22 protein-coding genes are annotated in these 23,049 nt (G+C 64.1%); 15 read left to right on the top strand and 7 right to left on the bottom strand.

Annotated features, from left to right (window positions below; translation table 11 throughout):
• Window positions 1-228 precede the first annotated feature (228 nt).
• The 3 genes from NKH17_RS04995 to NKH17_RS05005 all read left to right on the top strand — a co-directional run bounded on the left by NKH17_RS04995 (window position 229) and on the right by NKH17_RS05005 (window position 4,159).
• The gene (locus NKH17_RS04995; protein ID WP_352802226.1) at window positions 229-1,278 is read left to right on the top strand and encodes a LacI family transcriptional regulator; all 1,050 of its coding nucleotides are present in this window, start codon (window positions 229-231) and stop codon (window positions 1,276-1,278) included.
• Between the two features lie 317 nt (window positions 1,279-1,595).
• Complete coding sequence (locus NKH17_RS05000; protein ID WP_352476371.1) at window positions 1,596-2,024, top strand: YybH family protein; 429 nt, start codon at window positions 1,596-1,598, stop codon at window positions 2,022-2,024.
• A 416-nt stretch (window positions 2,025-2,440) separates the two neighbouring features.
• A complete protein-coding gene (locus NKH17_RS05005; protein ID WP_352476370.1) occupies window positions 2,441-4,159 on the top strand; it encodes an adenylate/guanylate cyclase domain-containing protein in 1,719 nt (572 codons plus the stop codon).
• A gap of 192 nt (window positions 4,160-4,351) precedes the next feature.
• Here the strand turns inward: NKH17_RS05005 and gnd are convergent, their stop codons facing one another.
• The 6 genes from gnd to NKH17_RS05035 form a co-directional block, all read right to left on the bottom strand.
• On the bottom strand, window positions 4,352-5,776 hold the full coding sequence (gene gnd / locus NKH17_RS05010) for an NADP-dependent phosphogluconate dehydrogenase (RefSeq protein ID WP_352476369.1): 1,425 nt from the start codon (window positions 5,774-5,776) through the stop codon (window positions 4,352-4,354).
• A gap of 140 nt (window positions 5,777-5,916) precedes the next feature.
• On the bottom strand, window positions 5,917-7,554 hold the full coding sequence (locus tag NKH17_RS05015) for a copper resistance CopC/CopD family protein (protein ID WP_352476368.1): 1,638 nt from the start codon (window positions 7,552-7,554) through the stop codon (window positions 5,917-5,919).
• 52 nt (window positions 7,555-7,606) lie between these two features.
• A complete protein-coding gene (locus NKH17_RS05020; protein WP_352476367.1) occupies window positions 7,607-8,122 on the bottom strand; it encodes a YcnI family copper-binding membrane protein in 516 nt (171 codons plus the stop codon).
• 25 nt (window positions 8,123-8,147) lie between these two features.
• Entirely contained in the window at window positions 8,148-8,684 is a 537-nt protein-coding gene (locus NKH17_RS05025) for a copper chaperone PCu(A)C (RefSeq protein WP_352476366.1), read from the bottom strand.
• Between the two features lie 99 nt (window positions 8,685-8,783).
• Window positions 8,784-9,140, bottom strand: coding sequence for a DUF2946 family protein (locus NKH17_RS05030; protein WP_352476365.1), 357 nt, complete (start codon window positions 9,138-9,140; stop codon window positions 8,784-8,786).
• Between the two features lie 119 nt (window positions 9,141-9,259).
• The gene (locus NKH17_RS05035; RefSeq protein WP_352476364.1) at window positions 9,260-10,162 is read right to left on the bottom strand and encodes a GntR family transcriptional regulator; all 903 of its coding nucleotides are present in this window, start codon (window positions 10,160-10,162) and stop codon (window positions 9,260-9,262) included.
• Between the two features lie 256 nt (window positions 10,163-10,418).
• Between NKH17_RS05035 and NKH17_RS05040 the strand changes: the two genes are divergently transcribed.
• The 5 genes from NKH17_RS05040 to NKH17_RS05060 all read left to right on the top strand — a co-directional run bounded on the left by NKH17_RS05040 (window position 10,419) and on the right by NKH17_RS05060 (window position 16,952).
• Window positions 10,419-11,924, top strand: a complete 1,506-nt coding sequence (locus NKH17_RS05040; protein WP_352476363.1) for a UxaA family hydrolase — start codon at window positions 10,419-10,421, stop codon at window positions 11,922-11,924.
• 329 nt (window positions 11,925-12,253) lie between these two features.
• Window positions 12,254-13,249 carry an ABC transporter substrate-binding protein gene (locus NKH17_RS05045; RefSeq protein ID WP_352476362.1) on the top strand — a complete coding sequence of 332 codons (996 nt, stop codon included), beginning with the start codon at window positions 12,254-12,256 and terminating at the stop codon, window positions 13,247-13,249.
• Window positions 13,250-13,349: 100 nt separating this feature from the next.
• Window positions 13,350-14,903, top strand: a complete 1,554-nt coding sequence (locus tag NKH17_RS05050) for a sugar ABC transporter ATP-binding protein (protein ID WP_352476361.1) — start codon at window positions 13,350-13,352, stop codon at window positions 14,901-14,903.
• Entirely contained in the window at window positions 14,900-15,865 is a 966-nt protein-coding gene (locus tag NKH17_RS05055) for an ABC transporter permease (protein ID WP_352476360.1), read from the top strand. Before NKH17_RS05050 ends, NKH17_RS05055 begins: the two co-directional genes overlap by 4 nt.
• Window positions 15,866-15,935: 70 nt before the next feature.
• Window positions 15,936-16,952 carry a zinc-binding alcohol dehydrogenase family protein gene (locus tag NKH17_RS05060; RefSeq protein ID WP_352476359.1) on the top strand — a complete coding sequence of 339 codons (1,017 nt, stop codon included), beginning with the start codon at window positions 15,936-15,938 and terminating at the stop codon, window positions 16,950-16,952.
• 18 nt (window positions 16,953-16,970) lie between these two features.
• On the opposite strand, the gene phnF is transcribed toward NKH17_RS05060, so the two are convergent.
• Window positions 16,971-17,714 (bottom strand): phosphonate metabolism transcriptional regulator PhnF, encoded by a 744-nt coding sequence (phnF, locus tag NKH17_RS05065; protein WP_352897547.1) that lies wholly within the window; start codon window positions 17,712-17,714, stop codon window positions 16,971-16,973.
• Between the two features lie 133 nt (window positions 17,715-17,847).
• Here phnF and phnG point away from each other — a divergent pair, with 133 nt between their 5' ends.
• From phnG to NKH17_RS05100, 7 genes are read left to right on the top strand one after another with little or no spacing between them, the layout of a single operon-like run.
• Window positions 17,848-18,309, top strand: coding sequence for a phosphonate C-P lyase system protein PhnG (phnG, locus tag NKH17_RS05070; protein ID WP_352476357.1), 462 nt, complete (start codon window positions 17,848-17,850; stop codon window positions 18,307-18,309).
• A complete protein-coding gene (gene phnH, locus NKH17_RS05075; RefSeq protein ID WP_352897549.1) occupies window positions 18,309-18,920 on the top strand; it encodes a phosphonate C-P lyase system protein PhnH in 612 nt (203 codons plus the stop codon). The genes phnG and phnH overlap by 1 nt, the downstream gene beginning before the upstream one ends.
• A 1-nt stretch (window position 18,921) precedes the next feature.
• On the top strand, window positions 18,922-20,034 hold the full coding sequence (locus NKH17_RS05080; RefSeq protein ID WP_352476355.1) for a carbon-phosphorus lyase complex subunit: 1,113 nt from the start codon (window positions 18,922-18,924) through the stop codon (window positions 20,032-20,034).
• Window positions 20,031-20,942: an alpha-D-ribose 1-methylphosphonate 5-phosphate C-P-lyase PhnJ gene (locus NKH17_RS05085; RefSeq protein WP_352897551.1), complete on the top strand. Its 912-nt coding sequence runs from the start codon at window positions 20,031-20,033 to the stop codon at window positions 20,940-20,942. Before NKH17_RS05080 ends, NKH17_RS05085 begins: the two co-directional genes overlap by 4 nt.
• Window positions 20,939-21,715 (top strand): phosphonate C-P lyase system protein PhnK, encoded by a 777-nt coding sequence (gene phnK / locus NKH17_RS05090; RefSeq protein WP_352476353.1) that lies wholly within the window; start codon window positions 20,939-20,941, stop codon window positions 21,713-21,715. Before NKH17_RS05085 ends, phnK begins: the two co-directional genes overlap by 4 nt.
• 2 nt (window positions 21,716-21,717) lie before the next feature.
• Entirely contained in the window at window positions 21,718-22,425 is a 708-nt protein-coding gene (phnL, locus tag NKH17_RS05095) for a phosphonate C-P lyase system protein PhnL (RefSeq protein ID WP_352476352.1), read from the top strand.
• Window positions 22,422-23,039: a DapH/DapD/GlmU-related protein gene (locus tag NKH17_RS05100; protein WP_352897554.1), complete on the top strand. Its 618-nt coding sequence runs from the start codon at window positions 22,422-22,424 to the stop codon at window positions 23,037-23,039. Before phnL ends, NKH17_RS05100 begins: the two co-directional genes overlap by 4 nt.
• Window positions 23,040-23,049: the final 10 nt, after the last annotated feature.

Genomic DNA, 23,049 nt, shown 5'->3' on the forward strand with positions numbered 1-23,049 from the left:
TGCAATGCTGCGACGCCAAAAAATCGGAAAAGCCCGTTCCAATCGCTGTTTTGCGCCGATTACAGCGCCGCTCGTTCTGCATCTGTCACCAGCGATATGGCAATGGTCGTGACAATCTGTAACGTTTCAGTATATAGCGGTCTCATTCGGTGAAGGCCGCGGCGTGCCCGCGGCCGGCCGATTGCCGGGCGGTTCGGCAACTGTTATGCGCCTGACGGGGCGGGACGAATGAACAGACATCAAAAAGAGAAGGCCGACGAAGCGTCGGGCCAGGGCCGGCCGACACTGAAGACGCTCGCCTTCATGACCGGGCTGGGCGTCACCACGGTGTCGCGCGCGCTGAAGGACGCCCCCGAGATCGGCGCCGAGACCAGGCGGCGCGTCCAGCTTGTCGCCAAGCAGATCGGCTATCGCCCCAACCGTGCAGGCGTACGCCTGCGCACCGGCAAGACCAATGTCATCAGCCTGGTGCTCAACACCGAGCACGAGATCATGAGCTTTGTCTCGGACATCATCTACGGCGTTTCGGAAGTGATCGCCGACACGCCCTATCATTTGATCGTGACGCCCTATTCGCGGTCCCAGGATCCGCTCGACCCGATCCGTTACCTCGTGGAAACCGGTTCAGCCGACGGCGTCATCATTTCGCGCACGCAGCCGAACGATCCCAGGGCCCGTTATATGCTGGAACGCGGCATTCCCTTTGCCACGCATGGCCGCACCGATATGGGGCTGATCCATCCCTATCATGATTTCGACAATTACGCTTTCGCAGCCGAGGCAGTGCGCCATCTGGCCGGCCTCGGCCGCCGCCGGCTGGCTCTGTTGGCGCCCCCGGTCGAGCTGACCTATCACGGCCACACGCTCGCCGGCTTTGCCGATGCGCTGAGCGAGGTCGGCGCCAGCGAGATTCCGTTCAACACCGTTTCGATCGATCATTCGATCGAGCAGATCAGAATGCGGACGGCGCAGCTGATGCGCCGCGATGTCAGGCCGGACGGGTTCATCAGCAGCGCCGCCGCCGCGACGCTCGCCATCGTCGCCGGCATCGAAGACGCCGGCCTCAAGCTTGGCCGCGATGTCGATGTGGTGTCCAAACAATCGTCGGAGCTTCTGCATCTGTTTCGCAGCGAATTGCTGGTCGTCAACGAGAACTTCCGGCTGGCCGGCGCCGAACTCGCCCGCTCGGTGCTGGGCTGGATCGGCGGCGCCGCCCCTGGTTCCTTGCAGAGCCTGAGCGAGCCGGGCGAAGTGCAGGCCTATCGCCGCCCCGACTAGGGCGGGATATGTTCAAATTGAAATGGGCTCCATCTATTTGCCTTCGCCGCATTTCTGCGACGCCAAGTGATTCCACTTGGCTGGAAAATGTGCGCTGCCGACGGCAACCTTGGGACCGAATGCTGTCCGTCCGATATGGGGACGAGATCACCAAAGAGCGGCCGTAGGAGCACGCGGCAGTCACGTTTCGGGACTAAGGGGCTCATCACTCTCCACGATGCAACAGCAGCTTGGACCGGCCATATTTGTTACGACTAGTGTCGATGTCGGATTGATCGCCCCGGCCTCGTCGTTCCAGAAAATGAAGGAGCAACGATATGTCTGAAAAGGAAGTCTTGTCTGTCATCCGGGGCCAGGAAGACGCAACTGCCAAGGGGGACGCCCGCGCCAACGTCGATGCCATGGACCCGGATGTCGTGGTTTTCGATCTGCCGCCGCCGCTTGCCTATAGAGGCGAACAGGCACGCGACATCGAAGGGATAAATGCTTGGTTTGCAACTTGGCGCAACGGCGTCACCGTTCACATGGCTGACCCGCAGCTCATGATCGACGGCGATCTTGCAGTGGCCTTCGGGCTGTCGCGCATGACTGGCATTAAGACGGATGGCACAGAGGTCGACTCCTGGAGCCGGCGAACCATCGTGCTAAGGCGCATCGGCGGTTCTTGGAAAATCATCCACGAACATGCCAGCTTCCCTATGGCAATGGACGGAAGTGGGCGCGCTGTGACGGATCTCTTGCCGTAGTTCCGGAACGCCTAACGTCCTCAACAGGGATGTCGGCTTCACGCGGCAAGGGTTCGTAGGCGAACGGTCGAATTGGCGGCCCGTTGCTGACAGTCAATCTTGGGGCCGAAAGCGGATTGGCAGCTCCGGGCCGCAGATCTTTAATTGCGGACATTTAGGTCGGCGTGGGCATCGTCGTGACCTGACCCGAAGCGGTCACGGGTCCGGTTGAGAGGCAACTGCCGCGAACAAGCGGTAGGGATAGATGGGACTCGCTCGTCAGTGGCGCTGCGCAGGAGAGCCAAGGCGTCGCGCGAGTCATACTCTCAAGAAGCGTGATCTGTGGTATAGAGGCCGGTGAGGGCACGCCGGAGGCGCCGGTCCTACTTGCCTCTGACCTGCGCCTGGCGTGTCGCGAATCTGAACTGAGGCTCAACATGGAGCGGAAGCTCGCTGCCATCCTTGCCATTGATGTTGTCGGTTACTCGGCGCTCATGGAGGTGGATGAAGCGGGCACCTTCGACCGGCTGAAACGGGGCCGCAAAGAGTTGTTCGAGCCGGAAATCGCGACGCGACACGGGCGAATCTTCAAGCTTATGGGAGACGGCCTGCTGGCGGAGTTCGGTAGCGTGGTGGATGCGGTCGAATGCGCGGTCACGCTTCAGCGCGGCATGACGGAACGTAACGCGAGCGTCGCCGAAGACCAGCGCTTCGAAGTTCGGATCGGAATCAACCTTGGGGAAGTGATCGTCGAAGGGGACGATCGCTATGGCGAGGGCGTGAATGTAGCGTCGCGCCTCCAACAACTCGCCGAGCCCGGTGGCATCTGCGTTTCGGAGAAGGTGTCCAAGGAGGTCAGGCAGAAGCTGGCGTTTGCGTTCGAGCCTATGGGCGAGCAGCGGGTGAAGAACATAGCCGAGCCGATATACTGCTATCGCGTCAACCTGCAGCTTCCGAGAGCCGCTCAGGTCGGGCGACTGGCATCGCTGGAATTGCCCGACAAGCCCTCGATCGCGGTCTTGCCTTTCACCAACATGAGCAACGATCCGGAGCAGGAAACCTTTGTCGACGGCTTGACCGAAGACCTGATCACCGACCTATCTCGCTGCCCCGGCCTCTTCGTCATCGCACGCAACTCGACCTTTGCTTACAAAGGGCGGTCGGTCGATGTGCGTTTGGCCGCGCGTGATCTTGGGGTGCGCTATGTGGTTGAAGGCAGCGCCCGGCGCGCCGCGGGGCGCGTGCGCATCAATGCGCAGCTGATCGACGCGATCGGCGGCGATCATATCTGGGCCGAGCGCTACGACAGCAGCCTCGAGGATATCTTTGCAGTGCAGGACGAGGTCACGGCCAAGATCGTCGAAGCCCTGGTCGGCCGATTGGCCGGACAGCCGGCGCGCAAACGGCCGACGAGTCTCGAAGCCTATGACCTCTGTGTACAAGCCCGCGGCGTCAGTTTTCAGACCGGGTTAGGCGCGCAGGAAGCGCGCATGCTGCTGGAGAAGGCGATCAGACTCGATCCCGACTATGCCGAAGCGCATAGCTTGCTGGCCCTCAATCTTTGGCTCGGCTGGCTGTTCTGGAACGAGCCGAAGGAAACCAACCAACCTCGCTCGCTCGCGGAAGCGCAGCAGGCAGTGGCGCTCGACCCTAACGATGCCGGGAACCGGTGGGTGCTGGGCATCATACTTGGTCACGAACGGCGTTTCGCGGAATCGGATGCAGAGTTCGAGGCGACTTTCAAGCTCGATCCCAATCATGCCGATGCCTGGGCGATGCGCTCGGATCTCATCACCTTGAGGGGCGATGCGGTCAAGGGCGTCGAATTCGTGAAGCGGGCGTTGCGGCTCAATCCGCGCCCTCCGGGGTGGTACCATTGGATGGCGGGCCAAGCCTATTATGCGCTCGGCGACTATCAATCCGCGGTCGAGGCTTTACGCAAGCCGGAAACCTACCGCACCACGTCGCGGCGCATGCTTGCGGCAGCCCTCGCGCAGCTCGGACGCCTGGATGAAGCCCGTCAGGAGGCGGAGTTCTTCATGATGAGCAATCCCCATTTCAGCATCAGGCACTGGGCGACATCGCAGCCATTCGACGACGAGGAAGTGCTCCAGCGCTTCGTCGAAGGCTACCGCAAGGCTGGCCTTCCCGACTAAAGAGCGCATCGCTTTGGATCGCCGGCTTGCTCTCGTCAGGACATAGGCTCGTCTTTTGGCTGTGAGGGCAAATGCCCGTGGGTTCCCTCGATCAATGTCCGTTGATGGCGCAACCACGATCTCCAGCGTGATCGCCAGCAAGGTCCGCTTTCAAGAAACTGCGAAGCCGATCTCTACGGCCGAGACCGGGCGCTAACCCGCCGCGCCGCTCCCCCACGGGCCATGGAAAGCACCCTGCCCGTCGATGCGCTCGAAGCCGTGTGCGCCGAAGAAATCGCGCTGCGCCTGGATCAGGTTCGAAGTGCCGCGGCCCTGCCGGTAACTGTCGAAATAGGCAAGTGCGGATGACAGGGCCGGCACCGGCGAGCCGGCTTCGGCCGCCCTTGCCACGACCCGGCGAAGCGACGGATGTGCCTCCTGCATCAACGAGACGAAAGCCGGCGCCATCAACAGGTTGGTGGCCGCACCGCCGGCGCCGAAGGCCTCCGCCATCGTATCCAGCAATTGCGAGCGTATGATGCAGCCGGCCCGCCAGATCTTGGCGATGACCGGCATCGGCAGGTTCCAGTTGAATTCCTTCGACGCGCCGCTCATCACCGCGAAGCCTTGCGCGTAGGCGGCTATCTTGCCGGCAAACAGCGCCAGCTCGAGATCGCCGAGCAGGGCGTCCCTGTCTCGGGAAATCTTGCTCACGCCGCCTCCATAGACCTTTTCGGCGGCCAGCCGCTCGTCCTTGATCGACGACAGCACGCGTGCCGCCACCGCGGCTTCGATCGCGGTGGCCGGAATGCCGAGTTGCTGCGCCTCGATCACCGACCATTTGCCGGTGCCCTTCTGGCCGGCGCGGTCGAGGATGATGTCGACCACCGGTTTGCCGGTCTTGGGATCGTCGGCGGCCAGCACCTTGGCGGTGATCTCGATCAGGTACGAATTGAGCCGGCCCGTGTTCCACTGCGAAAACACCTCGCCGATCTCCTTCGGCCCCATGCCCAGGCCGTCGCGCAGGATGCCGTAGATTTCGGCGATCATTTGCATGTCGGCATATTCGATGCCGTTGTGGATAGTCTTGACGAAATGGCCGGCGCCGTCGGTGCCAAGCCACGCCGCGCAAGGCTCGCCCTTGAACTTGGCCGAGATCGCGGTCAGCACCTTTTCGACGCGCTTCCAGGACTCTTCGGTGCCGCCGACCATGATCGAGGGACCGTGGCGTGCGCCCTCCTCGCCACCGGACACGCCCATGCCGATGAAGGTCAGGCCCGAATCGGTAAGCTCCGAGAAGCGCCGCATCGTATCACGGAAATTGGCGTTGCCGGCGTCGATGACGATATCGTTGGCCGACAGCACGCCGCGCAATGCCGCGATCTGCTCGTCGACCGGCTTGCCGGCCAGCACCATGATGATGATCGGCCGCGGCGGCCGGATCGCGGCGGCCAGTTCTTCGAGGCTGTAGCAGGGCACCACCCTATCCCTGAGCGCGCCGGCATTTTCGACAAAGGCATCGGTGCGCGCCGCCGTGCGGTTGAAGACGGCGATGCGGTGCCCCTTCTCGGCGATGTTGAGCGCCAGGTTGGAGCCCATCGTGCCAAGGCCGATCAGGCCGATTTCGGCTTTTTCCATTGTTTCTTCCCTGCTTTCGGATCTTGTTGCTTTGAGCCCGCGATTGGGTTGGACGCCCATTCTTGATGGCGATGATTGACGGGGGTTCGCGGCCGCGTCAACCGCCTCGTCGAATTGTGTTGCGTGGACCAGCGCTCTCGTCACGGCCTGATGTCGATCGGTGCCTCGATCTTCACCATCTCGAAATCGGAGACCAGGATATCGAGCCGCGCCGTCCACCGGCCGGCGACCGGAATGACGAGATCGTCGACGCGCCAGGTGCCGTCGCCAAGCCTCGTCGCCGGGCGCTTGATGGGTTCGATGCCGGAATCGGGCTTTGACAGCACCAGCGTCACCTGCTTGGCGTCGAGCGGGCCGAAATCGCCGGTCATGATGAAGATCGAAGCGGCAACAGGCCCGGCATGGCCGGGCGCAATACTGAGGTCGGCCATGGCTTGCAGCGTGTGGATATGCACCGACGCCGGCTGTGCCGCGGCGATCGCCAGCGCGCGCGGCGGCGGCGTGAAGCGCCAGCCGGCGGCAACGCCGAAGATCGCCAGCACGATCAGCAGCTCGATAAAGATCGAGCGGGCCAGCCGCCGCTGGACTTCCGTTTCGCCCGCCTCAGCCGGGGCCGTAAGCTTGAAGCGATTGACGGCGGCGAGCGTGAACAGAAAGACGAGCAGCACCAGCTTGAGCAGCAGCAGCCGGCCGTAAGCGGTATGGACCAGCGCCGACGGCGTTTGCACCTGGATGACGGCGAGCACGATGCCGGCTGCCGCAAGCACCGCCACGACGGGCAGGATCGCTCGCGAAAACCGGCGCAGCAATGGCCCGGCTTCGGCCGGCTGCCGTTTCAAGGCAAGACCGAGCGGCGCCAGCGCCCCGGCCCAGACCGCGATACCAGTCCCGTGCAGAAACACCATCGGCCGGGTCAGCCATTGCGGCTCGGCGGCACTGGCATGCCCGCTGGCGGCAAGTGCTGCGCCGACGCCAACCAGTCCGGCCAAGGCGAGCGGCTTTGCGTCGGCCGGCGGCACGACCAGCGACAACAGGCCAAGGCCGAGCGCCATCAGCGCGATCAGCACCGTCCAGCCGAAGCTGGTGCCGAGCCCGGTCTGCCAGATGACCGGCTGCGCCAGCCGGGCAAGCGGTGCACCGAGCGCATCCAGCCCCTGGAAACCGAGCGACAGCGGTGCCGCCGCCAACCCGCACAGGATCGCAGCGACGATCATGTTCCGGCCGGATCGCCCGCCTTGCGCCAGCCAGGCCTGCGCAAAGGCACCGCCGACGCCGAAAAACAGGCCGATATACAGAAAAACCTTGCCGATCCAGATCGCCGTTCGAAGCCCCCGGTCAACGGCATCGGAGGCGGCCGGCGCAGCACTCGGTGTGCCGACCGAGAACAGCACCGAGCCGCCGACCGGATGGCCGTCGGCGGAGATTACCCGCCAGCTCAGTACATGCGTGCCCGATTTCAGCGCCTGCGGATTGTCGATCTCGACGGTCTGGCCGCTGAGCCGGAAGGAGCTCAGCGGGACCGCCGTGCCGTCGGGCCGCACCAGCGTCAGCACCAGCGGCGAAACCGGCTCGCTGAAAGTCAGCGACAGCTGCGACGGGCTCTGCCCCAGCACCGCACCGTCAGCCGGCTCGGCCTTGATCAGCGCTGCATGGGCGAAGGCGGGACAAGGCATGGCAATTGCGGCGAGCAGCACGATGGCGGCCAGCAGGCCAGCCACAAGCCGGCCAGAACAGTTGCCGGCCATGCAAGCTTGCCGCAGGAAGGATGCCGCGCTCATCTCACCGCCAAGGGCAGCGGCGCGCTCATCTGCCAAAGCGCGCCGCTGGAGCTCACTTCGGCAGCAGCCTGAGGCCGGGCGCCGGAAATTCCAGCGCGTCCTCAGCCTGCCCGGCCGCCGGAATCTCGATCCAGCGATCGGCAACGCCGTCACATTCCTGCACCACCGGGAAATGCAGCGTCTGGCCTGCCGGCAGGTCGGACGCCAGCGTCGCGCGAAAGACGAATTCGTCGTAGAATTCGTCCGGCAGGCTGCCGGCGCTCCAGTCGATCTCCTTGACGCCGCTGGTCACTGCCTGGCCGTAGAGCTGGTAGGACTTCTCGTATTTGCCGTTCTTGACCTGCAGCGTCCAACCCGGCTTCGGCATCGGTTTGACCGAAAGCACGCCTTCCGGGATCTGCACGCGCAGCGCGGTCGTCGCCTTGCCCTCGCAGCCATGCGGCACCCGAAGAACCGCCTTGTAGGTCGAGCCTACCGCCGCCTCCGGCGTTTCGAGCGTGATGTGGGCAAAGGCCGCGCCAGTCCCGAGGACGAAAAGCACGCAGCCGGGCAAAAGAGATTTCTTCATGATGGTACCTCTCGAAGCGGCCAAGTCAGTGGTCGTCCTGCGGCGCCGCGCTGCCGATGCCCTGCACGGCGAATTCAATCTGCACGGGCCCGGCTTTTTCGAAGGTCAGGGTTGCGGAGAACATTTCGCCCTCCTTGGGCTGCCGCTTCAAATCCATGAACATCAAATGATAGCCGTTGGGCGCCAATGCGACCTTGCCGCCAGCCGGGATTTCGAGGCCGCCGCTGACCGGCCGCATGGTCATGACGCCATTGCTGACGCCCATCTCGTGCAATTCGGCCTTGGCCGAAATGTCGGAGGTGATCGACAGCAGGCGATCCGGCGCACTGCCGGTGTTGGTGATGGTGAAGTAGCCGCCGGCTACCTTGGCACCGGCTGGCGTGGCGCGCGACCAGGGGTGCCCGATCTCGAGATCGCCAAGCTTGAACTCGTGTGCCAACACGATCCGGACGCTGGCGAACAGGAGGGCAAGAACGCAAAGGGCGACGCCGAGACGCTGCTCGAAACGACCCAGTACGAAGCGCCTGCGACTGGATGCGGCAGCGCGAAAATAATGAGACATGATTGCTCCGTGGATTTTAAGGGACCGCGCCGATGGCCGGTCGCGAACGATGTCGATAAACGCGCCGGCAAAGGGTTGCGCGGCGCGAACCAGAACGGATCAGGCCGTCGCCGGTGGTGCGCGCGGATTGGACGGAGTGCGGGCGCGGGCGAAATCGCGATGCCGGAAGGCCGGCAGGAAAAAGGCGATGGTTTCGACGGAGAGGCTGCGAGCCAGGCTCCCGGCGGCATCGGGCGGGGCGTAGACCGCCGAAGCGAGGTTGCAGCCAAGCATGCAGCAAGCCGGCATGTGCTGCTGATGCGGATCGCCGGCGGGGAGTTGCGCCGCACCGTCATGGGTGCAGATCGTGTTGCCGAAAGCATCCAATTGCGAGGCGTTCGGCTCGCTGCCTGAAGCAAACGCGCCGAACATCGACTGGAGCACGAAAAGCCACGCCGCGGCGAACGCGACCGGCATGCTCCATCGTCTCCGGCGTATGGTCAAGAACCAGCCTCTTCACGCAGCAACGTCAGCTCTCTAGCACGGAGCCGGCGGCCGGAAAATCGCCAAAACGTTGCTGCGGCAACGCAACACAATCACGCGCGTTGCGGCTGCCTGCCCTCGGGAATGGACGTCAGCAGCGTGTGGCGGGCCGATTTCAGGTGCTTGCGGCAGGCGGCGTCGACCTTGGCGAGATCGCGCGATTTGAGCGCGGCGATATAGGCGAGATGCTCCTGGACCGCGACTTCGTTGCGCTCCCGCTCCTGCGCCTTGTTCCACTGGTAGTGGTAGTGGAAGATCATGGCGATGACGTCGTAGAAATCGACGATGAAGCGGTTGTGCGACGCCCGGTGGATCAGCCGGTGAAAGCGCTCGTCGAGCTCGGAGAATTCGTTGAAACGCACGGCGATCTCACGCGCCAGCAGGCGATGCTCGTCCTCCAGGCGGTCGAGGTCGGCCCACACCGGGCTGTCCTCGGGCAGAGCGGCAAAGGCTGCGGCCGAGCGCAGTTCGAACATTTCGCGGATCTCGGTCAACTCCAGCGCGAAGGCGCGGGTAAAGCCTTTCAGCACCCAGTGGCTGTTGCGGCGCTTCTCGATCAGCCCAAAGCGCGAGAAGCGGATCAGGAATTCGCGCACGCTGGTAGTGCCGACGCCGATCTCGCGCGCCAGCTCGAGCTCGTTGATCTGCATTCCGGCTTCGGCACCGCTGGCAAGCAGCCGCCGCATGAAGGAACGCTCGATGATCTCGGCCAGCGTGTCGGTTTCTTCCTCGGGGAAGAAATCATCCGGCCGCGGCTCGCGCAGAACCGTCTTGCTGCGCTTGTTCCAGTCGATCAGCCCGGTCTCTTCCATGCGCGCAAGGATAGTGCGGACCGTCGTGCGGCTGACGCCGAGCAGCGTACCCAGTTCCGGCTCCGAAGGCAGGCTCCTGGTTTCGTCGAGCAGCCTCAGACCGCGATTATAAGCGTCCTTGTAAACGTTGTTGCTCTTCGACATCCCCTGCCCCGTGGCGCATTGGCGATTGCGGCCGGTTTGAAGCGTTTCGCGCGCATGAAATCGGAATCGCTTCGCAAAACACCGTGCGCAACGCTAGTCTTGGTTGTAGAGCCTACTTCACGCATCCAAAAGACGCGTCGCGCTCTGGCGAAAAAACAATTGACGCAAAAATGTTTTTTCACGATAAAAGACATTATATGTTAAGAGCCGCGTGTCAATCCGCTCGCGCACCCAGGAACACACCCAGGAAGCTCCCGTGAACGCCGCAAACAGCATTCTTCTGTCTCCCGCCGACAATGTCGCGGTCGCCAATGGCCGCATCGAGATCGGCACCGTGCTGCCGGGCGGCGCCGTCGCCGCCGCGCTGATCGAGCCGGGCCACAAAGTGGCGATCAAGCCGATTGCGGCCGGCGAAGCCGTGGTCAAATACGCCCAGGCGATCGGCCGCGCCACGCAGAACATCGCGGCTGGCGAGCATGTCCATTCGCACAATCTGGTCTTCGAAAGCGGGCGTTTGCCGGTGGTGCCGCCGAGCGAGGCGGTGCATGCGACCGAGGCCGACCGCGCCCGCACCTTCATGGGCTACCGGCGCGCCGACGGCCGCGCCGGCACGCGCAACTTCGTCGGCATTCTCGCCAGCGTCAATTGCTCGGCCACCGTCTGCCACGCCATCGCTGACGCGGCGAACCGCACGCTTCTGCCGCAATATCCCGGCATCGACGGCTTCGTCCCGATCGTCCACGGCCAGGGCTGCGGCATGAGCGCCACGGGCGACGGCATGATGGTGCTGCACCGCACGCTGGCCGGCTATGCCCGTCATCCGAATTTCGGCGGCGTGCTGATGGTCGGGCTCGGCTGCGAGGTCAACCAGCTCACCCTCTATGGCCAGAAGGGCGTTGCCGCGGGAAAACGTCATTTCAACATCCAGGAAGCCGGCGGCTCGCGCAAATCGGTCGAGAAGGCGCTGGTCGTGCTGGCCGAGATCGCCGAAGAGGTCGGCAAGCTTCAGCGTGAGCCGATCCCGGTCAGCGAGATCGTCGTCGGCCTGCAATGCGGCGGCTCCGACGGCATGTCCGGCATCACCGCCAATCCGGCGCTGGGTGCCGCGGTTGACATCCTGGCCGGCGTCGGCGGCATCGGCATCCTCTCCGAAACGACGGAGATCTACGGCGCCGAGCACCTGCTCGCCTATCGCGCCGCAACCCCCGAGATCGCCGCCAAGCTCGACGGTTATGTGAAATGGTGGGAAGACCATGTCGCCAAACATGGCGCATCCATCGACAATAATCCCTCACCGGGCAACAAGCGCGGCGGCCTGACCACCATCCTGGAAAAGTCGCTCGGCGCGGTCGCCAAGGGCGGCCAGACGCCGCTCAACGGTGTCTTCGGCTATGCCGAGAAGGTCACCGGGCACGGGCTGGTGTTCATGGACACGCCCGGCTACGACCCGGTCTCGGCCACCGGCCAGGTGGCGGGCGGCGCCAACGTCATCGTCTTCACTACCGGCCGCGGCTCCTGCTTCGGCTGCCGGCCGACGCCGTCGATCAAGGTCGCCAGCAACTCGACCATGTACCACGCCATGGAAGAGGACATGGACGTGAATTGCGGCGTCATCGCCTCGGGCGAAAAGACCATTGCCGGCATGGGCCGCGAGATCTTCGAGCTGATCGTCGAGACAGCTTCGGGCCGCAAGACCAAGAGCGAGGAATTCGGCTACGGCGACAACGAGTTCGTGCCGTGGCATCTCGGCGCGACGCTCTAAGCCTTAGCACCCGGGAAGTCGCGAGCACCTGACGTGAGCGCCAGGTGTCACAGTTCGTACACCGCCAAAAACGAATGTACATTCCATATTGACTGGTTGATGGAATTAATATTCCATGCTGGATATTGAAGCAGATTGGCAGCGGAGTTCCGACAGAAAATATCTTCCATCCAGCCATTCGAAGCGGCCATCAAACAGCGCTTGCGCCGACCGAGATGATGCACTATCAAAATACGGTAAATGTTTTTTATTGATAAAGTTCCGTTTGGGCCGCGCCATCCGAATGGAGCTTCCGTAACATTCACCGGGCGACTTAGGGAGGACTCCTAATGAAATTCGTGACCAGCATTCTCAACCGCCGCGCCTTCGTGGCACTCGCAGCCGCGTCGATGCTTGCCGGCGTGATGCATTCGGCTCCGGCATCCGCGGCCGACGTGACCATTCCGATCATCGTCAAGGACACCACGTCCTTCTACTGGCAGATCGTTCTGGCCGGCGCCCGCAAGGCCGGCAAGGATCTCGGCGTCAACGTGCCGGAGCTCGGCGCCCAGGCCGAGACCGACGTCAACGGCCAGATCTCGATCCTCGAGAATGCCGTCGCCGGCAACCCGGCCGCCGTCGTCATCGCGCCGACCGAAGCCAAGGCGCTCGGCAAGCCGATCGACGAGGCCGCCACCAAGGTCAAGATCATCGGTATCGACTCCGGCGCCGACTCCAAGGCCTTCACCTCGTTCCTGACCACCGACAACATCCAGGGCGGCCGCGTCGCTGCTGACGGCCTTGCCGCAGCCATCGGCGAAGCCAATGGCGGCAAGATCGAGGGCGACGTCGCCCTGATCACCGCACTTCCGGGCGCCGGCTCGCTCGAACAGCGCGCCCAGGGTTTTAAGGAACAGCTCGCGGCCAAATATCCCGGCCTCAAGCTGGTCGCCGACAAATACGCCGACGGCCAGGCCACCACCGGCCTCAATATCGCCACCGACCTGATCACCGCCAACCCCAACCTCAAGGGCATCTTCGCCTCCAATCTGATCATGGCGCAGGGCGTCGGTCAGGCGATCGCCGAGAACAATCTTGCCGGCAAGGTCGCGCTGGTCGGTTTCGACAGCGACGAGAAGCTGATCAAGTTCCTCAATGACGGCGTCATTTCGGCTCTCGTCGTTCAGGATCCGTACCGGATGGGCTATGACGGCATCAAGACGGCGCTCGCCGCCTCGAAGGGCGAGAAGGTCGAGGCCAATGTCGACACCGGCGCCAACCTGGTCACCAAAGCCAACATGAAGGATCCGAAGATCGACGCGCTGCTCAACCCCAAGCTCGACTGAGCATCGCCACAAGTGAACTGTTTCCGGGGCCTTTGCCCCGGAAACATCCCACTCGCGCCAATCGTCAGGCCATCTGGCGGGCCAATCTGGGAGGATTGTCATGATGTCGACGGCGCAGGAACTCCATCCGGCCCCAACGCTGGAACCGGGCAGGACCATCCTCGAACTCCGCGGCCTGGAAAAACGCTATCCCGGCACCCACGCGCTGAAGCCGGTCGACCTCGCCTTCAAAGCCGGCGAGATCCACGCCATCGTCGGCGAGAACGGCGCCGGCAAATCCACCCTGATCAAGCTTCTGACCGGCGTCATGCCGCGCACCTCCGGCGACGTCATCTGGGAGGGCAAGCCTGCCGCATTGGCAACGCCGCATGAGGCGATGGCACTCGGCATCAATGCCGTGCATCAGGAAGTGGTCCTGTGCCGCCATCTCACCGTCGCCGCCAACATGTTCCTCGGCGAGGAGGATGCACGTTTCGGCATCCTGCAGCAGCGGGCGATGGTCAGGCAGGCGCAGAAGATCATCGACGACCTAGGCTTCGACCTGCCCGCGCATGTCATGCTGGGTGACCTGACCATCGGCCAGCAGCAGCTGATCGCCGCCGCCCGCGCCACCGTGCGCGGCACCAAATTCCTGATCTTCGACGAACCGACCGCCTATCTCACCCGCAAGGAGGCCGACCAGCTGTTCACGCTGATCCGCCGGCTGAAGGGCGAAGGCGTCACCATCATCTACATCAGCCATCGCATGGAAGAAGTGTTCGAGCTCGCCGACCGCGTCTCGGTGCTGCGCGACGGCACGCTGGTCGGCACCAGGAACATTGCCGAGACCAATGACGCCGAGCTGGTCAAGATGATGATCAACCGCTCGATCGAGCAGGTCTACCACAAGGAGCATTTCACCCCTGGCGCGACCATCGTCGAAGCCAGGAACCTGTCAGGCAAGGGCTTCGAGAATGTCTCGATGTCCGTCCGTGCCGGTGAGATCGTCGGCCTCTATGGCCTGATCGGCGCCGGGCGCAGCGAGTTCGTCACCACGCTCTATGGGCGCCACCGCAAATCGGCCGGCCAGATCCTCTGGGAGGGCAAGGAGGTCAAGGTCAATTCCGAACATGACGCGATCAGGCTCGGCATGGCGCTGGCCCCCGAAAGCCGCCGCGACCAGGGCCTCTGCCTCAACCTGCCGGTCGGGCTCAACCTCAATCTGCCGATCTACAAGCGCATCTCGAGCAATCTGCTGATCTCGCGCGCGCAGGAAAAGGCGCAAGCCGATCGCCAGATCGCCGACCTGCGCATCAAGACGCCGACACGCAGCGCCCTGGCCTCCAGCCTGTCCGGCGGCAACCAGCAGAAGATCGTCATCGGCAAATGGCTCGCCCACGGCGCCAAGCTGTTCATCTTCGACGAGCCTACTGTTGGCGTCGATGTCGGCACCAAGGCCGAGATCTACCGCCTGTTCGGCGCGCTGCTATCCAAAGGAGCCGGCATCATCCTGATCTCGTCCTACCTGCCCGAGGTCTATGAACTCGCCGACACGCTGCATGTGTTCCGGCGCGGCAAACTGGTGGCTACGCACGGGTTTCGGACCGCTGATCACGAGGAGATCCTCACCCAGGCGCTGGCCGAGAAACAAGAAAGACCGGGAGGACGGATATGAGCACCGAGGCGATCGCTGCCGAAAGGCCGAAACGCAACTACAACGCCCTTTTCGGGCTGACACTGCTGGCGCTGCTGGTTCTTTTGTGGGTCATCCTGTCGGTGGCGACGCCGAGCTTCGCCTCGGCCAACAACATCTCCAACCTGTTGCGGCAAGGGTCGATGATCGCCATCCTGGCGGTCGGCCAGACCTTCGTCATCATCACCGGCGGCATCGACCTTTCCGTCGGCGCCGTGGTCGGCTTCGCCACCGTCATCGTCGCGATGCTGATCAACGCCGGAACACCGGTTTTCCTGGCCATCCTGATCACCTTGCTGGTCGGCGTCGCCATCGGCATGTTCCACGGCTTCGGCATCGTCAAGATGGGCCTGCCGCCCTTCATCATCACCCTGGCGACGCTGACCTCGCTGCGCGGCATCGGTCTGTTGATGACCAACGGCAACTCGATCTCGATCAACAACGACGCCTTCCAGACGTTCTCGCGCAGTTCCTTCCTCGGCGTCCCCAATCTGTTCTGGATGGTGATCCTGGTCGGCATCCCGGCCTACATCTTCCTGCACCACAGCCGCTGGGGCCGCTATCTGTTCTCGGTCGGCTCCAACGCCGAGGCGTCGCGCCTGTCAGGCGTCAACGTCCAGCGCACCATCTACATGGCCTACACGCTGTCGGGGCTGTGTGCGGCATTCGTCGGCGTGCTGCTTGCCTCGCGCATCGGCATCGGCAATCCGACACAAGCCGAGGGCTGGGAATTGCAGGCGATCGCCTCCTCGGTGATCGGCGGCACCTCGCTGTTCGGCGCTGTCGGCTCAGTTCACGGGCCGCTGCTCGGCGCCTTCATCCTTGCCACCATCAACAACGGCGCCAATCTGCTCAACGTCAACGCCTTCTGGCAGCGCATCATCACCGGCGTGCTGATCATCGTCATCGTCTATTTCGACGGGCTGCGCCGCCGCGGCAAATAGACCGCCTCCCCACAACCGCCGGCCTCGCGACAGCAGAGCCGGCGGTGCCATGAACCGACTGGATTGAAGCATGAAAGCCGTCGTCTGCCGCTCGCCCGGCGAACTTGTCCTCGAAGATCGTCCGGCGCCTGGCGCGCCCCCGGCCGGCTGGGCGCTGGTCGCCGTCAGCCATGTCGGCATCTGCGGCACCGACTATCACATCTTCGAAGGCAAGCACCCGTTCCTCGCCTATCCCCGCATCATGGGCCACGAAGTTTCCGGCACCGTGATCGAGGTTGGGGAGGGCGTCGATCTGGCAATCGGCGAACCGGTGGTCGTCAATCCCTATCTCGCCTGCGGCAAATGCATCGCCTGCCGGCAAGGCAAGCCGAATTGCTGCGTTAAGATCGAGGTGCTCGGCGTCCACCGCGACGGCGCCATGTGCGAGCAAATTCTGGTGCCGGCGCAAAATCTCTATCCGGCAAACGGCTTGTCGCTGGCCGATGCTGCTGCCGTCGAATTCCTGGCGATCGGCGCGCATGCCGTGCGGCGCTCGCTGGCTGATCCAGGTGCGCGCACGCTGGTCATCGGCGCGGGCCCCATCGGGCTCGGCACGGCGCTGTTCGCCCGCATCGCCGGGCTCGACGTGACGCTGCTCGACATGAGTGCGGAGAGGCTGAGTTTCGCCGAAAGCGAACTCGGCTTCGCGACCCTCGACGGCTCGCAGGGCGCTGCTGCGGACCTGGTGCGGCAAGCAACCGACGGCGATGGCTTTGACATGGTTTTCGATGCCACCGGCAACACCCAGTCGGTGCAGTCGGCCTTCGCCCATGTCGCGCATGGCGGGGCGCTGGTCCTGGTCAGCGTCGTCAAGGACGACATCGCCTTTTCCGATCCCGAATTCCACAAGCGCGAGATGATGCTGATCGGCAGCCGCAACGCGCTGCGTGCCGATTTCGACCATGTCGCCGCCTCGATCCGCAACGGCGCGGTGCCGTTGGCAAAGCTCGTCACGCACCGCACGACGCTTGGCGAAACGCCGCACGATCTTGCCCGCTGGGCGCATGAGAAGTCCGGCCTGATCAAGGCGGTTATCCAGGTCGGATGATGCCAGGGCTGGCGCATCTCAGAGCGCCGATAGTTTGAGCTCGATCCGCTCGGCCGGGAAGCGCGACTCCGAAAACTGGATCGGCTGACCGTCGGGCGTGACGTTAACGGCGACCGTCACCAGCACGATGGCGCCGGGCTGCAGGTCGAGGTCCGCAAGGTCGGCGGCATCCGCATGGCGCGCCGACAGCACCGTCGATTGCCGCAGATAGTCGTCAATGCCGAAACGTGCCAGCGATGCGGTGATCGAACCGGTTTCCGCCATGGCAGCATCGATGCCGGCAAAGCGCCTGGCATCGAACCAGCCGGCAGCGCGGGACACCGGCATTCCATCGGCTTCGCCGCGCGTTTCCAGACGTATCACGTCGGCCCCCTTTGCAAGGCCTAAGCTCTCTGCCACACGACGGTTGGCAGGCTCGACCGATGATGCAAGCAAGGTGATATGCCGCTCGGACGCCTGTCCTTGCAATCCTTCGGAAAAGCGGGTGCGGGCGCCGATCGGATATGACAGCCGCCTGCGCGACAGCACGAAGGTGCCGCGCCCCTGCTCTGCCCTGAGCACACCCTCCTGCACCAGCGCTGCAATGGCGCTGCGGACGGTGTGGCGGTTGACGCCATAGCGCTCGGCAAGTGCCACCTCCGGCGGCAACGCCGCATTTTCGGGAAAATCGCCGACGGCAATCGAATGCAGGATCTGATTGGCGATCTGCCGCCACAGCGCGACACCGCTGCGCCGCTCGATGCTGTTGGCTTGTCCGATCATTTTCTGCCCCAACCTTTGCGCCCCCTCTTCTCGCCCTGTCATGCACCCGTCATAGACACGCATTAGATAATAGGTATAATTTGTATAATTGTCTATATCAATAGACAAGTGTCGATGCAAGGGAGTGTTAACCATGCGAGGACAGGAAGCGCGCGATCAGGCTGAGCGCAAGGCCGTTATGACAACGCTGGCGCAATCGACCGGCGACGATATCGTCCGTCTGTGGAACGAAGCCGGCCTGCCTTCTGAGGCGGAACTCCTGCGCGGCCCCGAAACCGGCCTGGTGACCGTGCGTGGCCGCATCGGTGGCGGCGGCGCGCCGTTCAACGTTGGCGAGGCGACGGTCACCCGCGCCACCGTCAGGCTCGCCTCCGGACAGGTCGGCCACTGCTATGCGCTCGGCCGCGACAAGCAGAAGGCAAGGCTGGCGGCAATCGCCGACGCGCTCTGGCAGGACCCGGCTCACCGCAACGAGGTCGAGGCCAGGCTCGTCGCGCCCTTGCGGGCGGCACTGGCCAAGGCCCGTGACCAGCGCCGCGCCGAGACGGCGGCGACCAAGGTCGATTTCTTCACCATGGTACGCGGAGAAGACTGATGGACATCGCAACCCAAGCGATCGAAGGCGGCTTTGCCGATCCGGTGTTCGACGCCCAGACGGTCTTCCGCGCAATGATGGACGCGATGGCGCGGCCGGGCACACTGCAGCCCCTGCCGGTCTTTACCCATCCACCGACGCCGCTGTCAGCCACCGCGGGCGCCATTGCGCTGGCGCTGTGCGATAACGACACGCCGCTCTGGCTCGACCCCGCCTTGCAGGCTTCAGCGACGGTGAAATCCTGGCTTGGCTTCCATACCGGCGCGCCGCTGGCCAACACATCGGCCGACGCGCATTTCGCGCTGATCGCCACCCCGGCCGAGATGATGGCGCTCGACGGGTTTTCGCAAGGCACCCAGGATTATCCCGATCGCTCCACGACGCTGATCCTCGAGGTCAGCGATCTTGTCTCCGGCGCTCCGCTGCTGCTCGAAGGCCCGGGCATCGAGAAGACGGCGACGATCGCGCCGGCGCAAATGCCGCGCCATTTCGTCGAGCAATGGAAGCAGAACAACCAGCGCTTTCCGCGTGGCGTCGACATCATCCTCGCCACGTCCGAAGCAATTGCCTGCCTGCCGCGCACGACGCGCATCAAGATGATGGAGGCATAGGATGTATGTCGCGGTAAAGGGTGGCGAAGCGGCCATTCGCAACGCCCACAAACTGCTCGCCGACCGCCGGCGCGGCGATCGTTCGGTGCCCGCACTTCGCCTCAACCAGATCGTCGAGCAGCTGGCGCTCGGCGTCGACCGGGTGATGAGTGAAGGTTCGCTCTACGACACGGAATTGGCGGCACTCGCCATCGTCCAGGCGCGCGGCGACATGATCGAGGCGATCTTCCTCATTCGCGCCTACCGCACCACGCTGCCGCGCTTCGGCTACACCAGGGCGGTCGACACCGGCACGATGCTGGTCGAGCGGCGCGTGTCGGCCACCTACAAGGACCTGCCCGGCGGCCAGTTGCTCGGCCCGACTTTCGACTACACCCACCGGCTGCTCGATCCCGAGCTTGCTGCAGGCGGCGAAGTCGCCGAGCCGGAGCAGCGTGCCGGCGAAGCGGAAGCCATGCCGCGCGTGTCGGCGATCCTCGCCCGCGAGGGCCTGATCGAATCCGACGGCGACATGCCTGAAGATCATGTCCCCGGCGACATCACCCGCGAGCCGCTCGAATTCCCGATGGCGCGCGACATCCGCCTGCAGGCGTTGTCGCGCGGCGATGAGGGGTTTTTATTGGCGCTCGGCTATTCCACCCAGCGCGGCTATGCGCGCAACCATCCCTTCGTCGGTGAGGTCCGTATCGGTGAGGTCGAGCTGGAGCTCGACGTGCCGGAACTGCCTTTCGCAGTGCCGCTCGGCAGTATCCGCGTCACCGAGTGCCAGATGGTCAACCAGTTCAAGGGCTCGGCCAAGGCGCCGCCGCAATTCACCCGCGGCTACGGCCTTGTCTTCGGCCAGAGCGAGCGCAAGGCGATGGCCATGGCGCTATGCGACCGCGCGCTGCGTGCCTCGGAGTTGGGTGAGGATGTCGTCGCCGCCGCCCAGGACGAGGAGTTCGTCATCTCGCATTCCGACAATGTCCAGGCGACCGGCTTCGTCGAGCATCTGAAGCTGCCGCATTATGTCGATTTCCAAGCCGAGCTCGACCTCGTGCGCCGCATGCGCGCCGAGCACGACGCCCGCGAAAACGCCGGCAAGGCCGAAGAGAAGAGAGAGGCCGCGGAATGACCGCACAACCAACCGACATCGCCACCTACAACTTCGCCTATCTCGACGAGCAGACCAAGCGGATGATCCGCCGGGCGATCCTCAAGGGTATCGCCATCCCTGGCTATCAGGTGCCGTTCGCCTCGCGCGAAATGCCGATGCCCTATGGGTGGGGCACCGGCGGTGTGCAGGTCACCGCTTCGATCATTGGTCCCCTCGATGTGCTGAAGGTCATCGACCAGGGCGCCGACGACACCACCAATGCCGTCTCGATCCGCGCCTTCTTCAAGAAGGTCGCCAATGTCGCTGTCACCACCGAGACGGCGAAGGCGACCATCATCCAGACTCGCCACCGCATCCCTGAATATCCGCTGAGCGCCGGCCAGGTGCTGGTCTATCAGGTGCCGATCCCCGAGCCGTTGCGCTTTCTCGAACCGCGCGAAACCGAGACGCGCCAGATGCATGCGCTGGAGGAATACGGGCTCATGCATGTCAAGCTTTACGAGGACATCGCCAAACATGGCCGCATCGCCACCACCTACGCCTATCCGGTCAAGGTGGAGCGCCGCTATGTCATGGACCCGTCGCCGACGCCGAAATTCGACAATCCGAAGATGCACCGTTCGCCGGCTTTGCAATTGTTCGGGGCCGGCCGCGAAAAGCGCATCTATGCACTGCCGCCCTTCACCGATGTGGTCAGCCTCGACTTCGAGGACCATCCGTTCGAGGTGCAGACCTTCGACCAGCCCTGCGCGCTGTGCGCGGCCGAGAACGTCTATCTCGACGAAGTTATCCTCGACGACCATGGCGGCCACATGTTCGTCTGCTCCGACACCGATCATTGCGAGAAGCGGCGGGCCGAAGGCCATCGCGGCCATCTTGCGCCTGAAACCCCTCTTGCCCTGGAAAAAACGGAGCCGGCCCAATGACCGACGAACCGCTGCTGCGCGTTTCGGCGCTGTCCAAATTCTACGGCTCGCGCGTCGGCTGCGAGGACGTCACCTTCGACCTCTGGCCGGGTGAAGTGCTGGCGGTGGTCGGCGAATCCGGCTCCGGCAAGACCACTTTGCTCAACTGCCTGTCGACAAGGCTACTGCCCAGCTCCGGCACCGCCAGCTACCGCATGCGCGACGGCCAATTCCGCGAGCTCTATCGCATGAGCGAGGCCGAGCGCCGCTTTTTGATGCGCACCGACTGGGGCTTTGTCCATCAGAACCCCGCCGACGGGCTGCGCATGACGGTGTCGGCCGGCGCCAATGTCGGCGAGCGGCTGATGGCGGTCGGCGACCGTCACTACGGCAAAATCCGCGCGACGGCGGTCGACTGGCTGTCGCGCGTCGAGATCGACGAAGACCGCATCGACGACGAGCCGCGCGCCTTTTCCGGCGGCATGCGCCAGCGCCTGCAGATCGCCCGCAACCTCGTCACCGGGCCGCGGCTGGTGTTCATGGACGAGCCGACCGGCGGCCTCGACGTCTCGGTGCAGGCGCGCCTGCTCGATCTGTTGCGCGGCCTGGTCACCGATCTCGGCCTGGCGGCCATCGTCGTCACCCACGATCTCGCCGTGGCGCGGCTGTTGTCGCAGCGCATGATGGTGATGAAGGACGGCCGCGTCGTCGAAAGCGGCCTCACCGACCGCGTCCTCGACGATCCGCGCGCGCCCTACACCCAGCTTCTCGTTTCTTCCATTCTGCAGGTGTGACTATGGCAACCCCGCTCGTTGTCTCCGACGTCGCCAAGAGCTTCACCATGCATCTGCGCGACGGCATCAAATTGCCGGTCGTCGCCGGCGTCTCGTTCGCGATCAGGGCCGGCGAATGCGCCGTGCTCGGCGGCCCGTCCGGCGCCGGCAAGAGCTCGATCCTGAAAATGCTCTACGGCAATTATGCCGCCGATGAAGGCCAGATCATCGTCCAGCACGAGGGCGGGCTCATCGATCTCGCAACTGCCAGCCCGCGCACCGTGCTTGCCGTGCGCCGGCTTACCATCGGCTATGTCAGCCAGTTCCTGCGCACCGTGCCGCGTGTCTCGGCGCTCGATGTCGTCGCCGAGCCGCTGGTCGAGCGCGGCGAGGAGCGTGAGGTCGCGCGCGGCAAGGCACGTGCCTTGCTGGCGCAGCTGAACCTGCCGGAAAAACTCTGGGCGCTGCCGCCGGCGACGTTCTCCGGCGGCGAACAGCAGCGCGTCAACATCGCGCGCGGCTTCATCACCGAGCATCCGATCCTGCTGCTAGACGAGCCGACCGCCTCGCTCGACGCAAGGAACCGCGACGTGGTGATTTCCCTGATCGCCGCCAAGAAGGCCTCGGGCGTCGCCTTGCTCGGCATCTTCCACGACCACGACGTGCGCGAGGCGGTGGCCGACCGTATCATCGACGTGACCGCCTTCGCCGCCGGAAAAATCGCCGCATGACGAGGAAACTGTCGGAGGCACCGCTGATCCACGAGACGGCGCAAGTTGAGAACTCGACGCTTGGCCGCTGGACCGAGATCGCCGAGCGCTGCCGGGTTTCCGAAAGCACGCTCGGCGACTATTCCTACATGATGCAGGACTGCGGCGTCTGGTGCGCGACGATCGGCAAATTCGCCAACATCGCCGCCAATGTGCGCATCAACGCCACCAACCATCCGACCTGGCGGCCGACGCTGCACCATTTCACCTATCGCGCGTCCGACTATTGGGACGACGCCGAGCACGAGAGCGAATTCTTCGCCCAGCGCCGCGCCAAACGCGTCACCATCGGCCACGACACCTGGCTCGGCCATGGCTCGACCATCCTGCCCGGTGTTACTGTTGGCGATGGAGCGGCAGTCGGCGCCGGCGCAGTGGTGTCGAAGGACGTCGCGCCCTACACCATCGTCGCCGGCGTACCGGCCAAGCCGATCCGCGAACGCTTCGACCGCCGCACCGCGGAGCGCTACCAGGCGCTCGCCTGGTGGGATTGGGATCACGCCCAGCTGCGCGCCGCGCTCGACGATTTTCGGGAACTGTCGGCCAATCAGTTTTTGGAGAAGCATGGGGGTTGACGTCCCGAAT

The sequence above is a fragment of the Mesorhizobium sp. M1334 genome (genome assembly GCF_040317995.1).
In the GTDB taxonomy this organism is placed as follows: Bacteria; Pseudomonadota; Alphaproteobacteria; order Rhizobiales; family Rhizobiaceae; genus Mesorhizobium.

What these genes read in the sequence shown, in the direction of transcription:
- NKH17_RS04995 (WP_352802226.1), top strand. Translation starts at nt 229, where the DNA reads ATGAACAGACATCAAAAAGAGAAGGCCGACGAAGCGTCGGGCCAGGGC.
- NKH17_RS05000 (WP_352476371.1), top strand. Translation starts at nt 1,596, where the DNA reads ATGTCTGAAAAGGAAGTCTTGTCTGTCATCCGGGGCCAGGAAGACGCA.
- NKH17_RS05005 (WP_352476370.1), top strand. Translation starts at nt 2,441, where the DNA reads ATGGAGCGGAAGCTCGCTGCCATCCTTGCCATTGATGTTGTCGGTTAC.
- gnd (WP_352476369.1), bottom strand. Translation starts at nt 5,776, where the DNA reads ATGGAAAAAGCCGAAATCGGCCTGATCGGCCTTGGCACGATGGGCTCC.
- NKH17_RS05015 (WP_352476368.1), bottom strand. Translation starts at nt 7,554, where the DNA reads ATGAGCGCGGCATCCTTCCTGCGGCAAGCTTGCATGGCCGGCAACTGT.
- NKH17_RS05020 (WP_352476367.1), bottom strand. Translation starts at nt 8,122, where the DNA reads ATGAAGAAATCTCTTTTGCCCGGCTGCGTGCTTTTCGTCCTCGGGACT.
- NKH17_RS05025 (WP_352476366.1), bottom strand. Translation starts at nt 8,684, where the DNA reads ATGTCTCATTATTTTCGCGCTGCCGCATCCAGTCGCAGGCGCTTCGTA.
- NKH17_RS05030 (WP_352476365.1), bottom strand. Translation starts at nt 9,140, where the DNA reads ATGCCGGTCGCGTTCGCCGCGGCGTGGCTTTTCGTGCTCCAGTCGATG.
- NKH17_RS05035 (WP_352476364.1), bottom strand. Translation starts at nt 10,162, where the DNA reads ATGTCGAAGAGCAACAACGTTTACAAGGACGCTTATAATCGCGGTCTG.
- NKH17_RS05045 (WP_352476362.1), top strand. Translation starts at nt 12,254, where the DNA reads ATGAAATTCGTGACCAGCATTCTCAACCGCCGCGCCTTCGTGGCACTC.
- NKH17_RS05050 (WP_352476361.1), top strand. Translation starts at nt 13,350, where the DNA reads ATGATGTCGACGGCGCAGGAACTCCATCCGGCCCCAACGCTGGAACCG.
- NKH17_RS05055 (WP_352476360.1), top strand. Translation starts at nt 14,900, where the DNA reads ATGAGCACCGAGGCGATCGCTGCCGAAAGGCCGAAACGCAACTACAAC.
- NKH17_RS05060 (WP_352476359.1), top strand. Translation starts at nt 15,936, where the DNA reads ATGAAAGCCGTCGTCTGCCGCTCGCCCGGCGAACTTGTCCTCGAAGAT.
- phnF (WP_352897547.1), bottom strand. Translation starts at nt 17,714, where the DNA reads ATGATCGGACAAGCCAACAGCATCGAGCGGCGCAGCGGTGTCGCGCTG.
- phnG (WP_352476357.1), top strand. Translation starts at nt 17,848, where the DNA reads ATGCGAGGACAGGAAGCGCGCGATCAGGCTGAGCGCAAGGCCGTTATG.
- phnH (WP_352897549.1), top strand. Translation starts at nt 18,309, where the DNA reads ATGGACATCGCAACCCAAGCGATCGAAGGCGGCTTTGCCGATCCGGTG.
- NKH17_RS05080 (WP_352476355.1), top strand. Translation starts at nt 18,922, where the DNA reads ATGTATGTCGCGGTAAAGGGTGGCGAAGCGGCCATTCGCAACGCCCAC.
- NKH17_RS05085 (WP_352897551.1), top strand. Translation starts at nt 20,031, where the DNA reads ATGACCGCACAACCAACCGACATCGCCACCTACAACTTCGCCTATCTC.
- phnK (WP_352476353.1), top strand. Translation starts at nt 20,939, where the DNA reads ATGACCGACGAACCGCTGCTGCGCGTTTCGGCGCTGTCCAAATTCTAC.
- phnL (WP_352476352.1), top strand. Translation starts at nt 21,718, where the DNA reads ATGGCAACCCCGCTCGTTGTCTCCGACGTCGCCAAGAGCTTCACCATG.
- NKH17_RS05100 (WP_352897554.1), top strand. Translation starts at nt 22,422, where the DNA reads ATGACGAGGAAACTGTCGGAGGCACCGCTGATCCACGAGACGGCGCAA.